This window comes from Streptomyces sp. NBC_01214 (assembly GCF_026340975.1).
GTDB lineage: Bacteria > Actinomycetota > Actinomycetes > Streptomycetales > Streptomycetaceae > Streptomyces.
This window is the reverse complement of record NZ_JAPEOS010000001.1, coordinates 3,300,411-3,317,413: the sequence shown is the minus strand read 5'-3', so window position 1 is coordinate 3,317,413 and position 17,003 is coordinate 3,300,411. Positions and strand designations below refer to the sequence as shown.

Annotated in this window: 4 protein-coding genes (1 of these 4 only partly in view); all 4 read right to left on the bottom strand. The window is 70.3% G+C overall.

All coding sequences use genetic code 11. From position 1 onward, the window contains the following. Positions 1-55: 55 nt before the first annotated feature. The gene (locus OG594_RS15720; protein ID WP_266599272.1) at positions 56-811 is read right to left on the bottom strand and encodes an aspartyl/asparaginyl beta-hydroxylase domain-containing protein; all 756 of its coding nucleotides are present in this window, start codon (positions 809-811) and stop codon (positions 56-58) included. A 685-nt stretch (positions 812-1,496) separates the two neighbouring features. Beyond that, on the bottom strand, positions 1,497-2,738 hold the full coding sequence (locus OG594_RS15715) for a cytochrome P450 (RefSeq protein ID WP_266602926.1): 1,242 nt from the start codon (positions 2,736-2,738) through the stop codon (positions 1,497-1,499). Between the two features lie 46 nt (positions 2,739-2,784). Further along, on the bottom strand, positions 2,785-13,020 hold the full coding sequence (locus OG594_RS15710) for a non-ribosomal peptide synthetase (RefSeq protein ID WP_266599270.1): 10,236 nt from the start codon (positions 13,018-13,020) through the stop codon (positions 2,785-2,787). Further along, positions 13,017-17,003 carry the final stretch of a non-ribosomal peptide synthetase gene (locus tag OG594_RS15705; RefSeq protein ID WP_266599268.1) on the bottom strand. The gene runs 7,098 nt beyond the window's last position, so only the last 3,987 of its 11,085 coding nucleotides appear in the window; its start codon lies off the right edge, out of view — the gene reads right to left on this strand; the stop codon is at positions 13,017-13,019. The genes OG594_RS15710 and OG594_RS15705 overlap by 4 nt, the downstream gene beginning before the upstream one ends.

Genomic DNA, 17,003 nt, shown 5'->3' with positions numbered 1-17,003 from the left:
GCCCCAGTCCTCAACGAATCTTTGAATACGCATCCCGGGGGATGGGCGAAGAAAGTCAGGCGGCCATCATTTTCTGAATCTCCGTCATAAGCATCGTGAGAGCGGACCGCTCCGGGAGCGTGGTGTCCGGGTGCCAGAGGTCAGCCAGCAGACAGGTGCGCGCGGTCGCCCCCTTGTTCCATGCCTCGTGCTCGAAAGAGTAGTCGAAAAGGAGGGTCTTTCCCTCCTCCCACGGCCGGGTCTCCCCGGCCACCCTGATCGCGGCACCTTCGGGTATGTCGATGGCGAGGTGGAGATTGATGCTGAAGTTCCACAGGTCGCAGTGCGGCTTGATAACGGCGCCGGGCAGCAGGGTCGAGAAGTGGGATTCGAGCAGCGGGCAGATCACGCCCGTGTCGACGGCGTGCTCCTTGAGCATTCGGTAGGCGGTCGGGGCCACCGCTGCGGAGTCCGGCACCAGCGCGCCGTCCCGGTAGAGGTACAGGGCCTGCCAGTTGTTCTGGCGGACGAGGTAGTGCTCGTAGTCGGAGAAGCTCGCCCGGCGCTGCGCCCAGGCCAGTTCGTGCTCCGACTTGATCTGTGCGGACTCGGCCTCCAGAGCGTTGACCAGAGGCAGGAGCTCGGGGTAGGCGTACGGGTCGTGCCAGGGCACCTGGGGGATGCCGGGCAGCACCCACTTGGCCGCCTGCTGCAAGGGGTGACGCTGTTCGCTCCGTCGCCTGGGTTCCAGCATCTCCTCGACCCGGGCCAGCGAATCGGCGCCGTGCTCCGACTTGACGACCTCGAAGTAGGCATCGATCTCAGGGGTCACTGTCTTCTTCTCCTGTCTGGAAGTGGCTGCTCCGGGCCCGGTACCGCCGGTTACACAGGCGGGGTCCCGCTGGTCCGGTGCGATCCACCACTCACCGAACGCACGATCGAGCAAGGCGTTCGTCCCGTCGCGTCGACGGTGGGCCGCTCGAAGAGTCCGCAGACGTCTGCGTCTGGACCGAAAGCCACGTTGATCCGCCGGATCGCCTGGACGGTCAGTATCGAGTGGCCGGCCAGTCCGAAGAAATGGCCGTGAGCCCGATGCGGGCACGTCGAGGACCTATTCGCAGATCCCGAAAGCAGCCTCTCCCGCCGGATACTCACTGTCAACGGCCACGAGGAGGCCGCTCCCACAAGATTTTCGAAATGGCCTGCGTGAATAGATCCTCGTCAGGTCCACGACTCGGGCCACTGCCTCCGCGGCCACCTGTACCGTCCCGGTCACGCAACTCACTCTCCCTGCACGCGAAGGGGGCCGCCGCCGGATGGCTGCGGCCCCCTCGGTCAGCTACTCGGACGTCTTTCCTCTCCAGCGCACCGGACCATTTCCGATCAAACTCAGACACCCGAGAAAAGCGCCCGCTAGAACCTCTCGCGAGAATACGCGGAACCTCCCTGGGGGATTGAGGCAACCGAAATCCGGCAAAGAGTTGCCGGCGGGACCCGCGCGGCAGCGCGGAGAGCCCTCAGCTCCTGATGGTGACGGGCAGCGAGCTGATCCCGGTCAGGAAGTTCGAGTGGATGCGCCGCACCGTCCCGGATATCTCGATCGAGTCGACTGTCTCCCTCAGGGTCGTCAGCAGCGCGCTGATCTCGGTTCTGGCCAGGAAGGCGCCCAGGCAGAAGTGTGGACCGTAACCGAACGTCAGGTGCTTGTTGGGGGTGCGGTCCAGATCGAAGGTGTACGGCTCGGGGAAGACGTCCTCGTCCTGGTTGGCCGAGCCGTTCCACAGCGTCACCCGGTCCCCCGCCTTGATCAACTGGCCGTTGACCACGGTGTCGTAGCGGGCCACCCTGCCGAAGTGCATGGTCGGCGTCGTCCACCGCAGCACCTCCTCGGTGGCCCGCTCGATGTCGGCCCCGCCGCTCCGCAGCGCCTCCCACTGATCCGGGTACTCGGTGAAGGCCTTCACCGCACCGATCATCGACAGCCGGCTGGTCTCGTCCCCGCCGAGGATCAGGCTGTAGCAGTTGAAGACGATCTCGTCCTCGGTCAGCTCCCGGCCGTCGATCGTCGATGTCGCCAGCACGCTGATGACATCGTCCTGGGGATCGTCCCTGCGCTCCTCGGCAAGGCCGGAGAAGTACATCAGGATCTCGTTGCGGGCCATGCGGGCGTCTTCCTCGGTCTCCGACGCGTCGTCGGAGCTGAGGGCCGACTTGTTCAGCTTCAGCAGCGAGGCACGGTCCTCCTCGGGCACGCCGAGGAGATCGCAGATGGTCGACATGGGGATGTGCGCGGCCACATCGGCGGCGAAGTCGCAGGACCCGCGTTCCACCACGGCTTCGACGCGCTGCCGCGTGTTGCGCCTGACCTGTTCGGCGACCCGGTCCAGGGCCTTCGGGGAGAAGGCCTTCAGCAGCACCTTGCGGACCTCGCGGTGACGCTTGCCGTCGGTCACGGCCAGCATCTTTCCCGCCGCCGAGTCACCGCCGTTGAGCAGCGTGGTGAGCAGGTTCCCCTTGGCGGAGACGAACCGCTCGTTGTCGCGGTAGATCTCCATCACATCGGCGTACCGCGACACCACCCAGAAGCCGGCGCCCTGCTTGGACTCCGGATGCCAGTGGACCGGGCGTTCGGTGCGCAGGTGGCGCCAGTAGCCGGTCAGATCGGTGGTGTGGTGCGTCGCCGGGTCGGCGAGGTTGACCTCGTCGAGCTCATGGGCGGCGATCCCGTCGGTGGTGGTCCTGCCGGTGGCGACGGGCATCGTACTGTTCACAACTCTGTCCTCCTCTGCTGTCCGTGGGGTGGGGTTACTCGAATTCCGGCAGTCGCTCCGCAAGCACGCGGCCGATCTCGGCGAGCGGCCCCGGCTGGGTCATCTCCTGGTGGGAGCACGCCACCTGATGGCTCTCGAGCCGGCCGTCCAGGAACGGGCGCCAGCCGTCGGCCGCCTTCCCCACCAGATGCGCGTCGGCCCCCGGGTCCGGCGTGGCCACGAAGGCCAGGACGTCGGCGGCGATCCGTGGCGGCTGCCATCCGGCCGCGAGCCGCACGTTGTTGTTCACGACGTGGACAAGACGGGAGACATGGCGCCGTTCCATGAACGCCGAAGAACCGCCCTGGCGCTCCAGTGCCGCCCACAGCTCCTCCTCGGTCGGCGGGCGCCCTTCCGCCAGTGCCGAGACGTCCACACCGACCAGGCTGAGCAGAACCGAGAGGATGCCGTACTCGTCGAACTCATCCTCCTCGTCGCCCGAGGCAGGACCGGCGAACCCCGGCGAGAAGTCCAGCGAGACGAGCACAGCCGTCTTCTCGCCCTCACGCTCGAGTGCGGCTGCCATCGACTGGGCGACGCTCACGCCGAACGACCAACCGAGCAGGTGGTACGGGCCGTTCGGCTGCACCTTCCTGATCTGCTGGATGTAGTCGGCGGCCATCTCCTCGACCGTCGCGGGCAGCGACTCGTCCGAGTCGAGGCCGCGGACCTGCAGGCCGTAGACCGGCCGGTCCTCGACGTGCTGGAGCAGTCCCGCGTACATGGAGCTGAGGCCTCCGAGCGGATGCACGCAGAACAGCGGCGCCAGCGTGCCCCGCGTCCTCAGCGGCAGCAGTACGGCGAACCTGTCCTCGTCATCGGCGGGAACGCCCTCTCCCAGCTTCGCCGCCAGTCCGGCGACCGTGGGCGACTCCCACAGCACGCGGAGGACCGGGATCCGCTCGGATAGGGTACTGCGGATCCGGCTCGCCAGGTGAGCGGCACGAAGGGAGTTCCCGCCGAGGTCGAAGAAGTTGTCATCGAGGCCGACCTTCTCGACACCGAGCGCCTCCGCGAACAGTCCGCACAGGATCTCCTCGCGCGTGGTACGCGGGCCCCTGCCGGTCACGGACTGGGAGGCCGGGGCGGGCAGGGCCGCATGGTCCGGCGACCCGTCGGCCCGGTCGTGGAGCTCCGTCTCGCGATCGGCGGGATCAGCGATGTCCAGCGCGCCGACACTGAGCTCGGGCGTCCACGCGATGGCCTCCAGGACCACCTGGAGCCGGGCCACCAGCCGCTGCGCGGTGTCGGGGGTGATCAGATCGGGGCGGTAGCTGACTCGCAGGTGCAGCCGGCTGCCCGGCATGACATCGAGCGTGAGCGGATAGTGCGTGGAGTCCTCGGCCTCGAGGTCCACCACCGACAGCTCGGCGCCCGACTCCTGCCCGCCCTTCGCGTCGAACGGATAGTTCTCGAACACCACAAGGGTGTCGAAGAGCTCGCCGAGACCGACGGACGCATGGAGGTCGGACAGCCGCACGTGGTGGTGTTCGATCAGGTCGGACTGCTGGCCCTGGAGCCGCGTCAGCAGCTCGGCCAGCGATTCCTCCGCGGAGAAGCGGACCCGTACCGGCAGGGTGTTGATGAACAGCCCCACCATGGACTCGACACCCTGGAGCCCCGCCGGACGGCCTGAGACCGCTCCGCCGAAGATCACGTCATGGCGGCCCGTCACCTGGCCGAGGAGCACTGCCCAGGCACCCTGGACCATGGTGTTCATGGTCAGCCCGCTGCTTCTGGTGCGCTTCGTCAGCTGCTCGGTGAGCCCGTCCGGAAGCTCGACCACCAGGTGCTCCGGCACCACGGGAGCGCGGTGCGGGTCGGCGGCCGCCAGCAGGGTCGGCTCGGACACCCCTTCCAGCGCGGTCCGCCATGCGGCCTCGGCGGCCTCGGGGTCCTGCCGGTGCAGCCAGTCGAGGTAGTCCCGGTACGGAGCCACCGGGCCCGCCGACGAGTCGTCGCCGCCCTCCTCGTAGATCGTGAACAGCTCGGTCAGCAGCAGTGGCATCGACCAGCCGTCCAGCAGGATGTGATGGTTGCTGAACAGCAGCCGGTAGCTCTGCGGAGCAAGCCGCACCAGGGTGAGACGCAGCAGCGGCGGCCGGGACAGGTCGAACTGCCGGAACCGGTCCTCCGCGACCAGCCTCGCAAGCTCCCGGGCGCGATCGGCCTCGCCCAGATGGCTGAGGTCCACCTCGGCCCAGGGGAGCTCCACCTCTCGGTGGATCACCTGGATCGCCGCTCCGGACTTCGTGTGCCGGAACTCGGCCCGCAGATTGGCATGGCGGCGCAGCACGGCGGCGCCGGCCGCCCGCATCGCGGCGGCGTCCACCTCCCCTTCGAGGGTGAACACGTACTGGACGGTGTAGACGTCCCGCTCCCCCTCCAGCTGGGCCTGGAAGAAGAGACCCTCCTGCAGGGGCGCCAGCGGAAGGATGTCCTCGACGGCGGCGGGGGTGTCCCCCTCCAGCGCGGCGATCTCGTGCTGGCTCAGGGACACCAGGGGGACATCGGAAGGCGTGCGCCCGCCGGCGCCGGGCTTCCCGGCGTGCTCCGCCAGGATGGTCAGTGCACGCACCCAGCTCTCCGCCAGCTCACGGACCTCCGCCTCGGTGAACAGCGCCTGCGGCCACTGCCAGCTGGCCGTCAGACGTGCTCCGTCGGCATGACCCGTCGTGGAGGCGAGCACCTCGAGAGCGTGTGCCACCGGCATCAGCGGATCGTCTCCGCCGACCACCGCGTCGTCCGCGGCAGGCGACCACGGTGCGGTGTCCGGCCGCCCGCCCGCGTCGAAGCGGCCGAGGTAGTTGAAGCCGATCTGCGGCGTGGGCGCCGAGGCGAGCGCGGGTGCGGTCTCCGGGTTGAGGTAACGCAACAGGCCGTAGCCGATTCCGTTGTCGGGGATGGCGCGCAGTTGCTCCTTGACCGCCTTGAGCGCCCGGCCCACCGCCGGGCCACCCGACCACAGCTTGTTCCAGTCCAGTCGCCCAGGGTCCAGCCTGACCGGGAACACCGTGGTGAACCAGCCCACGGTACGGGACAGGTCGATCCCGTCGATGATCTCCTCGCGGCCGTGGCCCTCAAGCGAGAGCAGCAGGTCCGTGCGGGCATCGGGGTCCTTGCGCTGACGGTGATCGGCCACCGCCAGGGCCAGCGCGGTCAGCAGTACGTCGTTGATCCCGGCGTGGAAGAGGGCGGGCACCCGGGTGAGCAGGGCGTCCGTCACCTCCGGGTCCAGCTGGACCTCCAGCGACGTGACGGTCCCGGCCAGGTCCCGTGCCGGGTCCAGCGCCGAGTCGCCGATGAGGTGGGCGTCCCCGTCCAGGCGCCGCTGCCAGTCTGCGAGTTCGGCAGTACGAGCCGGGGCCTGGGCGGCTTCCCCGAGCCGGCCGGCCCAGGTGCGCAGCGACGTCCCCACCGGCTGGAGTTCCGGCGTCCGCCCCGCGGAGACTGCCGTCCAGGCCTCATCGAGGTCCGGGAGCAGGACGCGCCAGGACACGCCGTCCACCGCCAGGTGGTGCACCACGACGATCAGACGGCCCTGCTGTCCGGAGCCGCCATCCAGCCACACCCCCTGGATCACCGCCCCCTCATCCGGGTCGAGCCGGTCCACCGCGGCCGCACCGTGCTCGGCCACCGCGTCCCGAACGCCCTCGGCGTCAAGACCGCGGATGTCGACCCGGTCGAGCACCCCTGCCGCGCTCACCGCCCCGTGCGGTGCGACCTCGAAGCCCCAGGTGCCGTCGGCGGCCCGGGACAGACGCATCCGCAGCGCGTCGTGCCGGTCCAGCAGGGCCTGCACCACCACGGTGAGTTGGTCCCAGGTCAGCTCGGACGGAGTGTGCAGCACCATCGACTGGCTGAAGCGCTTGATCTCCGACCCCCGCTCACGCAGCCAGTGCACGATCGGGGTGGCCGGCAGGGCACCGATTCCGGCGCCCGCGTCCACCGCCACGGGGGTGTCGAGATCGGTGAGGGTGGCGGCGATCGCCGCCACGGTCTTGTGCTCGAAGACGTCCTTCGGGGACAGGGCGAGACCCAGTCTGCGGGCACGTGCGACCAGTTGGATGGAGACGATGCTGTCGCCGCCGAGCTCGAAGAAGCTGTCGTGGATGCCGACCGCCTCGCAGCCGAGCACCTCGGCGAACAAGGCGGCCAGCTTCTCCTCCCGCGGGGTGCGCGGTGCGGCGTCCGCACTCGCGTCGGCACCACTGGTGAAGTCCGGCGCGGGCAGGGCCTTGCGGTCCAGCTTGCCGTTGGGAGTCAGCGGGAGGGCGTCCACGACGACGACCGCGGCCGGGACCATGTACTCGGGCAGCAGACCGGCCAGGCGCCCGCGCAGCGCTTCCTCGTCGAGCGCCCCGCCCTCGTCGGGCACGACGTACCCGACGAGCTGCCGGTGCCCCGGCTGGTCCTCGCGCACCACGGCAGCAGCGCGGGCGACCTGCGGGCACCGGGCGAGGGCCGACTCCACCTCCCCGAGTTCGATCCGGAAGCCGCGGAGCTTGACCTGGTCGTCGATCCGGCCGAGGTAGTCGAGATCGCCGTCCGCCTGCCAGCGGCCCAGGTCGCCGGTCCGGTACATCCGCGCGCCCGGCGCACCGTACGGGTCGGCCACGAACCGCTCCGCCGTCAGGGCGGCCCGGTTCAGATAGCCGCGGGCAAGCTGGGTACCCGCGATGTACAGCTCACCGGGGACGCCGACCGGAACCGGCTGCAGCGCCGCGTCCAGGACGTAGATCGCCGAGTTCCACATGGGGCGGCCGATCGGGACGGGTCCGGCCGGCACCGCCTCGCCGGGCCCGATCCGGTACTCCACGCAGCCCACGGTCGCCTCGGTCGGCCCGTACTCGTTGACCACCGTGGCCCCCGGACGCTGCCGGCGCCACTCCTCGACCACCTCGCCGAGCAGCATCTCGCCGCCGACGACCAGTTCGCCGGTGGGCGAGAACTCCTCGGGCAGCAGTCCGAGCAGGGCCAGATGGGACGGGGTCGCCTTGAGGAACGCCGGGCAGGGCGCACCGGATCCGGGCCCCTCCAGCGCCGTGACCCGTACACATCCGCCGGAAACCAGGGGCGCGTACAGCGCGGTGACCGTCAGGTCGAACGAGACGGGTGAATGCAGCAGCGCGCTGTCGGCCACCGACGGGTAGTGCTCCCGCGCGTACTCCAGGTACACCGCGACCGAGCTGTGGGCCACCACCACCCCCTTGGGACGGCCGGTGGAACCCGAGGTGTAGATGACGTACGCCGGGTTGGCAGCCGTGAGCGCGGCGCGCCTGTCGCTGTCCCGCGGATCGGTTGTCACCGCACCCCGCTCCGCCGTGACAAGCAGCACCCGTACCCCGGCCGGCACCGCGGCAGCGGTCCGCGAGTCGGCGAGAACCAGCTCCGGGGCGGCATCGGACAGCATGAACCCGATGCGCTCCGCCGGGTACTCGGGGTCGATCGGCACGTAGGCGGCCCCGGACTTGGCCACCGCGAGGAGGGCCACCACCAGGTCGGCCGAGCGAGGCAGTACCACCCCCACCAGACGCTCCGGCCCCGCACCCGCGGCGATCAGATCATGCGCCAGTGCGTTGGCCCTCGCGTTGAGCTCCGCGTAGGTGAGGGTCGACTCCCCCTCGACGAGGGCAGGCGCGTTCGGGGTGCGGGCGACCTGCGCCTCGAACAGGTCGGGGAGCAGCCCTGCGGGTTCGACCACCCTGGCCTGGTTGAAGCCCACCAGGATCCGCTCGCGCTCGTCGTCGGTGAGCACGTCGATCTCGGTGAACGGTCGGTCCGGGTTCTCCGCGACAGCGGTGAGCAGCCGCTCGAGGCGGGTGCAGATGTCCTGGACAGTGGCGGCGTCGAAGATGTCGGCGCTGTACTCCACCACGCCGCCGATGCCGTCCGCCGCGCCGTCGTCCGTGTAGTGGTCGGTCAGGCTGAACGACAGGTCGAACTTGGCCACGTGTGCGTCCGCGTGTGCCGCACCCACCGAGAGGCCGTCGATGTCGAGGTGGGCCTCGGCCACGTTCTGGAAGGCGAGCATGACCTGGAACAACGGGTTCCTGGAGAGCGTGCGTTCGGGATTGATCACCTCGACGAGGCGCTCGAAGGGCAGATCCTGGTTGGCGTACGCCGCCAGGTCGGCCTCCCGGACCCGGACCAGCAGGTCGGCGAAGCTCGGGTTGCCCGACACATCGGTGCGCAGCACCAGGGAGTTGACGAAGAACCCGACCAGATCGTCGAGGGCCTCGTCGGTACGTCCCGCGATGGTCGAGCCGAGCGGGATGTCGTCGCCCGCACCGAGGCGGCTCAGCAGCGCGGCGATTCCGGACTGCATCACCATGAAGAGCGTGACGCGCTTCTCGCGTGCCAGGGCAGCGAGCTTGCGGTGCAGTTCCGCGCCGAGCCGCACCGGGACGACGCCGCCCCGGTAGGTCGAGACGGCCGGGTGCGGCCGGTCGGTCGGCAGGCTGATCTGCTCGGGAAGCCCCGCCAGGGTCTTCTGCCAGTAGGCGGTCTGGCGGGCTATGGTGCTGTTCTCGTCCGCCATGTCGCCGAGGAGCCGCTGCTGCCAGATGGTGTAGTCGGCGTACTGCACGGGCAGCGGATCCCAGGCCGGGGCCTGACCCCTGGCACGGGCCGCGTAGGCGGCCGAGAGGTCGGCGGCCAGCGGGCCCGTCGAGGCTCCGTCTCCCGCGATGTGATGGATCAGGATCAGCAGGACGTGCTCGGTCTCACCCAGCGCGAAGAGCCGGGCCCGGAAGGGGATCTCGGACCTGATGTCGAAGCCGTGGCCGATCGCCGCGGTCAGTTCGGCTTCCAGGTGCTCCTCATCGGTGTGGACGACGGGCAGCTCGGGCAGGTCGTCGAGGACGACCTGGTACGGCTTTCCGTCGATGTCGTGGAAGACCGTCCGCAGGCTCTCGTGCCGGGACACCACATCGCCCAGTGCGGCCTGGAGCGCCGACCGGTCGAGGACGCCTGAGAGCCGCAGAGGAAGAGGGATGTTGTACGTGGCGCTCGGCCCCTCGAGCCGGTTGAGGAACCACAGTCTGAGCTGCGCCAGCGACAGCGGGATCCGCTCGGTCCTGTCGACGGGGACCAGCGCGGGCCTGCGGTCGGTGTCCGCGCCGGCCAGCCGGTCGGCGAGCTGGGCTACCGACGGTGCGTCCCACAGCACCCGCAGCTGGATCTCCACGGCGAAGGTGGAGCGGATCCGGCTGATCAGCTGGGTGCCGAGCAGCGAGTTGCCGCCGAGCTCGAAGAAGCTCTCGTCCATGCCGAACCCGGTGACACCGAGCAGCTCGGTGAACAGACCGCAGAGGATCTCCTCGCGCGGGGAACGCGGAGCCCGGCCGCCGCCTGATCCGAACTCGGGCGCGGGGAGCTTGGAGCGGTCGAGCTTGCCGTTGGGAGTCAGGGGAAGTTCGTCGAGGACGACGAAGGCGGCGGGCACCATGTAGTCCGGCAGCCCGGCGCCGGTGCGGGTGCGCAGCTCGGCGGCGGCGGGGACCCGTGCGCCCGGGTCGGCGACCAGATAGGCGATCAGCTGCCTGGTGTCCGGTCCGTCCTCGCGGACCACGACGACGGCCTGCCCCACCTCGGGGAAGGCGGTGAGGGCCGACTCGATCTCACCGAGCTCGATCCGGTGGCCCCTGAGCTTGACCTGGTGGTCGGCGCGGCCGAGGAATTCGAGTTCGCCGTCGGCACGCCAGCGGGCGATGTCGCCCGTGCGGTACATCCGCGCCCCGGACTGCTCGAACGGATCCGCGACGAAACGCTCGGCCGTCAGACCGGGCCGGTTCAGATAGCCGCGCACCACACCGTCACCGGCGATGTAGAGGTCGCCCGCGACCCCCGGAGGTGTCGGCCGCAGGCTCCCGTCCAGGACATAGATCCGGGTGTTCCACACGGGCCCCCCGATGGTGGGGGTGGTTCCGTCGCCCGCCACCGCGGCCGCACTGGACCAGACGGTGGTCTCGGTCGGCCCGTAGAGGTTGGTGACGCTGCTGCCGAGCCCGCACATCGTGGCCGCGAGCCCCGAGGGCAGTGCCTCGCCGCCGACCAGCATCGTCAGTCCCCGTACCCCTTCGGGGTTGGCGGCGGTGACCGCCTGCCACAGCGAGGGGGTGGCCTGCATCACCGTCGCACCGGTCGTGGCGGCGAACGCGGTCAGCTCGCCCGGGTCACGCACCACCTCGCGGGAGGCGATGACCACGCCCGCACCGCTGATCAGCGGAAGGTACATCTCCAGCGTGGCGATGTCGAAGGCGACCGTGGTGACCGCGAGCAGCCGGTCACGGTCGGTGAGCCGGAAGCGGTCCTGCATCGCGCAGAGGAAATTGGTGACGGCGCCACGCGGCACCACCACTCCCTTGGGCCTGCCCGTCGACCCCGAGGTGTGGATGACGTAGGCCGGGTTGTCCGGAGACGTGGCGACGGCGGGCCCGGGAACCGCCGGCGCCGACGCGTCCAGACGTGCCAGTACGGCGGGATCGTCGAGGGCGATCCGCTCCGGGCCCTCGACGCCGAAGAGCCCGGCCGTGGCGGAGGTCACCAGTGCCAGGGAGGGCCGGGCGTCCTCCACCATGTACGTGATGCGCTCAGTCGGATACTCCGGGTCCAGCGGCAGATAGGCGGCCCCGGACTTCAGCACCGCGAGCAGCGCCGTCAGCAGTTCGGCCGTGCGCGGCAGTGCCACGGCGACGTACTCCTCGGGCCCAGCGCCCCGTTCGGCGAGCAGCGCCGCAAGGCGGTTAGCCCGCGCGTCCAGCTCCGCATAGGTCAACGTGGCCTCGCCGTCCGTCACCGCAACGGCATCCGGCGCCTGTGCCACCCATGCGTCCACCAGGGTCAGCAGATCACCGGCGGACACCTCGTGCGCGGTGGCGTTCCACTCCACCAGCACCTGTTCGCGCTCGTCCGGCTCCAGGATGTCCACCGCGCGCAGCGGGAGCTGCGGGGTCAGGGCGATCGCCTCAAGGACCCGCTGCAGCTGACGCGTAAGCGCCAGGGCTGCGGCATCGTCGATCAGATCGGAGCGGTAGCCGACCCTCAGACCCAGGCCGGCCTCCGCGGGCATCACCATCAGGGTGAGCGGGTAATGGGTGGAGTCCTCACCGGTGAAGTCGGTGACGTTCAGCGCGTCGTCGGACTCCTCGGGCTTCCCGGCGCCGACAGGGAAGTTCTCGAACACCACGAGGGTGTCGAACAGTTCGGGCAGTCCGGTGAGCCCCTGCACCGCGGAGAGGCTGAGGTGCTGATGGGGGATGAGGTCGGACTGCTGGTCCTGCAGCCGGCCGAGGAGCTCGACCAGCGGCTCACCGGGCTCCATGGCCACCCGTACGGGAAGGGTGTTGATGAACAGGCCGATCATCGACTCGACCCCGTGGATCTCCGGTGGCCGGCCGGCGACGGTGGCTCCGAACAGCACGTCCTGGCGGCCGGTCAGCTTGCTCAGCAGTACGGCCCAGGCACCCTGCACCAGCGTGTTCAGGGTCAGCCCGCTGGCCTGGGTACGGACCCGAAGCTGCTCGGCGAGCTCCTCGGGCAGGGTGATCCTGAGCTGCTTGGGCGCCGCGGCCTTGCGGCCGGCGTCGGCCGGCACCAGCAGGGTCGGTTCGACGACCCCGTCGAGCACCTTGCGCCAGGCGGTCTCGGCGGCGGCGCGGTCCTGACGCCGCACCCAGTCGAGGAACTCGCGGTAGGGGGTCACCACCGGCAGACCGGTGGCGTCGCCACCCCGCCTGTAGAGGTCGAGCAGCTCCCCGACCAGCAGCGGCATCGACCAGCCGTCCAGCAGGATGTGGTGGTTGCTGAGCAGCAGCCGGTGCTGACCGCCGCCGAGCGCGATCAGGGTGAACCGAAGCAGCGGAGCCTTGGCGAGATCGAACCGGCGGTAGCGGTCGTCGGAAATGAGCCGGTCGAGCTCCTCCTCCCGCTCGGTGGCGTCGAGACCGGAGAGATCGATCTCCTCCCAGGGCAGCTTCACCTCGCGATGGATGACCTGCATCGGCTCGCCTGACTTGCGCTGCCGGAACCCGGCCCGCAGGTTCGGGTGCCGCCGCACCAGGGCATGCACGGCTTCCCGCAGCCGGGCCGCGTCCACCTGGCCTTCAAGGCTGAACACGAACTGAACGGTGTAGACGTCCAGTTCCTCCTCGTCGAAGCGGGCGTGGAAGTACATGCCCTCCTGCAGCGGGGACAGCGGCAGGACGTCTTCGATCCTCGTACGACTCACTTTTCCATACCCCATTCGATGTTCAGCTCGTCTTCGAGTTCATCAATCTCGTCCTGCCCCAGGGAGCTGAGGCCCAGGTCGGAGGGCGTGTGGCCACCCGTCTCCGGGTTCTGCGCATGGCTCACCAGGACATGAAGGGCGCGGAACCAGGTCTGCGCCAGGTTCTCGACGGAGGACTCGTCGAAGAGCGCGTCCGCCCACTGCCAGGTGGCGGTGAGACGGGGCCCGTCGGCGTGGTTCTCGGTGATCGCGCTCACCTCCAGGGCGTGCGCCACCGGCATCCGGGGGTCGTCGGCGCCGTATGCGCCGCCCTCAGGGGCCGGGGCCCAGTCGGCGAGCTCCTTGGACGCTCCTGTGTCGAAACGGCCCAGGTAGTTGAAGCCGATCTGCGGCTCGGCGTGTGCCGCCAGCACGGGTGCGGTCTCCGGGTTGAGGTGGCGCAGCAGCCCGTAGCCGATTCCGTTGTCGGGGATGGCGCGCAGCTGCTCCTTCACCGTCTTGAGGGCCTGCCCCACGGCCGGTCCCGCGGCCCAGACGTCCCGGTGGTCCACGGGACCCGGATGGAGACGGACCGGATACATCGTGGTGAACCAGCCGACCGTACGGGAGAGGTCGACCCCGCCGAGGAACTCCTCCCTGCCGTGGCCTTCGAGGGCGAGCAACAGCCCGTTCCCGGACCCGCCCGACCCGCGCTGTCTCCGCCAGTCGGCGATGGCCAGCGCGAGCCCGGTCAGCAGGACGTCGTTGATGCCCGCGTGGAACGCGGCCGGGACGGTGGTGAGCAGAGCCTCGGTGGCCTCCGCCGGCAGGGTGAGGGAGAGCGAGCGGACCGTGGCGGCCAGGTCGCGCCCGGGATCGACCGGGCACTTCCCGATCAGCGGGTCAGGCTGCTCCAACCGCTCTCGCCAGGCGTCCAGTTCGGCGACCCGCTTGGGTTCCCGCGCGGCCCGGGTCAGCTGCTGGGACCAGCGGCGCAGCGAGGTTCCCACGGGCATGAGCTCCGGCGTGCGCCCGGCGGCGACCGCCCGCCAGACGGCGGCCAGGTCGGACTGGATGATCCGCCAGGACACGCCGTCCACGGCCAGATGGTGGACGGCGAGGAACAGCCGGCCCCGCCGGTCGGGTCCGGCGTCGTACCAGACGGCCTGGACCATCACTCCGCCGTCCGGGTCGAGCCGGTCCCAGGCGCTCTCGCCCTCGGCGGCCAGGGTGGCGCGGAGGGCTTCGGTGCCCTGCCCGGTGATGTCGACGCGACGGATCAGGTCGTCCGCGATGACCTTGCCGCGCGGTGCGACCTCCAGCTGCCAGTCGCCCTCGCTCCTGGAAAGGCGCAGCCGTAGCGCGTCGTGGTGGTCGAGCAGCGCCTGCACCGTGTCCGTCAGCTGCTCGCGGGTGATACCCACCGGAGTCTGCAGCAGCATGGACTGGTTGAACCTTCCGATGCCGCCGCCCCGGTTGCGCAGCCAGTGCACGATCGGGGTGAGCGGCACCTCGCCGGTCCCCGCCAGCGCGTCCTCGCCCCCGTTGCCGTCCAGCGCGGTGGCCGCCGAGGCGAGCGCGGCGACACTGCGGAGCTTGAAGACGTCCTTGGGGGTGAAGACCAGGCCGCGGTCGCGGGCCCTCGACACCAGCTGGATCGAGGTGATGCTGTCCCCGCCGAGGTCGAAGAAGCTCTGGTCGGGCCCGATGTCCCGCACGCCGAGGAGCTCGCCGAACAGCTCCAGCAGCACCTTCTCCACCGGTGTGCCGGGCTCCCTGGCCCCGGCCTGGACCTCGATCGCGGGAGCGGGCAGCGCCGCGCGGTCGAGCTTGCCGTTGGCGGTCAGCGGCAGTGCTTCGAGCTCGATGAACGCCGACGGGACCATGTAGTCGGGCAGATCGGCCGCGAGTGCGTCGCGCAGCACGGCCGGATCCGGGGCCTCTCCCCCGCGCGCCGGCACCACATAGGCCACCAGGCGTTTGGCGGCCGGAGGATCGTGCCGGACGACGACCGACGCGGTGCCGACCGCGGGCTGCCTCCGCAGCAGGTCCTCGATCTCCCCGAGCTCGATGCGGAATCCGCGCAGTTTGATCTGGTCGTCGTCGCGGCCGATGAACTCGATCTCGCCGTCGGCCCTGCGCCGCGCGGTGTCGCCCGTCCGGTACATCCGGGTCCCCGCGGGGCCGTACGGATCGGCTACGAACCGCTCGGCCGTAGCGCCCGACCGGCCCAGGTAGCCCCGGGCGAGGCCCGCTCCGCTGATGTAGAGCTCACCCGCCACACCGGCGGGGACGAGCCGCAGCCGGTCGTCGAGGACATGGACCCGCATGTTGTCCAGGGCCCGGCCGATCGGCACGGTGGCCGGGACCAGCTCCGCGTCGCTCATCCGGTGGCTGGTGGCGAAGGTCGTCGTCTCCGTGGGGCCGTAGCCGTCGGTCACCACGAGTCCCGGGCAGTGCGTGAGCGCGCGGCGCACCGACTCGGCCGGCACCACGTCGCCGCCGGTCCACACTTCCCGTACACCGGTGAGGCTGCCGGGGGACTCCTCGGCCACGAGGCGGAAGAGACCTGCTGTCAGCCACAGCCCGGTGACCCCGCGCCCGGAGATCAGCTCGCCGAGCCGCGTCACATCGAGCGGGCCCGGAGGAGCCACGACGATCTCGCCGCCGCCCAGCAGCGGCGCCCAGATCTCGTACGTGGTCGCGTCGAAGGCGTACGGGGAGTGCAGCAGCACCCGCTCGTGCGCGCCGCCGCGCCAGCGGCGGTCCAGGGCGAGAGCGACCACACTGCTCTGGGTGACCGCCACCCCCTTGGGCGTGCCGGTCGAACCGGAGGTGAACATGATGTAGGCGAGCTGCTCGGGGTGGGTGTGGACACCCGTGTCCCCATCGGACTCCCGGGCGATCGACTCGTCGGTGTCGACGACGATCAGCTCACTGCCGTCGGCGAGTTCCGGCACCGGGACCGCGCTGTCGGCCAGGAGCACCGACGCCGCCGTCTCGTCCATGGTCCTGATGATCCGGGCGGCAGGGAAGCGCGGGTCGAGCGGCACATAGGCGCCGCCGGCCTTGAGCACCGCGAGGGTGGCGGTCACCAGGTGCTCGGAGCGCTCCATGAGGACCGCGACCGTGGACTCGGCCCCGATCCCCGAACGGATCAGACGGTGTGCCAACCGGTTGGAGCGCCGGTCGAGTTCCCGGTACGTCAGGGTGAGTTCGCCCGTGCTCAGCGCGATCGCGTCCGGGGTCTCGCGTACCTGCTCGGCGAACCTGTGCGCGATGGACGTGGCCGAGGACTCCGGCTCGTACGTGTCCCCGCTGCCCTGGGCGCGCAGGGCCTCCCGCTCCTCGGAACCAAGCACGTCGATGTCCGCCACCGGCCTGGCCGGGTCCGCCGCGACGGCGGTCAGCAGGCGCTCCAGCCTGCCGTGCAGGGCCACGACGGTCGCCTCGTCGAAGAGGTCGCCGCTGTACTCGATCGCGCCGTCGATCCCGGCGGCCGAGCCGTCCTGTGCGAACTGCTCCTTGAGGCCGAACATCAGGTCGAACTTGGCGATGTCCAGGCCCACGGGCTCGGGGACCATGGTCAGACCCGGCAGTTCGACGACCGCGTCCGAGGTGTTCTCGAAGCTCAGCATGGTCTGGAAGAGCGGGTGCATGGACAGCGAGCGCTCAGGGTTGAGCGCCTCCACCAGCCGTTCGAAGGGCAGGTCCTGGTGGGCGTAGGCGGCGAGTCCGGTCTCCCGGACCCGGCGCAGCACCTCCTCGAAGCTGGGGTCTCCGGAGAGATCCGTACGCAGCACCAGCGTGTTGATGAAGAAGCCGACCAGATTGTCGAGCGCGCCATCGGTACGCCCGGCGACCGCGGTTCCGACCGGGATGTCGTCGCCGGCGCCGAGCCGGGACAGCAGGGTCGACACGGCCGCCTGGAAGAGCATGAACATGGTGACCTCATGCCGGCGGGCGAGGTCGGACAGCTGCTGGTGCAGTCCGGCGTCGAACCG

What these genes read in the sequence shown, in the direction of transcription:
- OG594_RS15715 (WP_266602926.1), bottom strand. Translation starts at nt 2,738, where the DNA reads ATGCCCGTCGCCACCGGCAGGACCACCACCGACGGGATCGCCGCCCAT.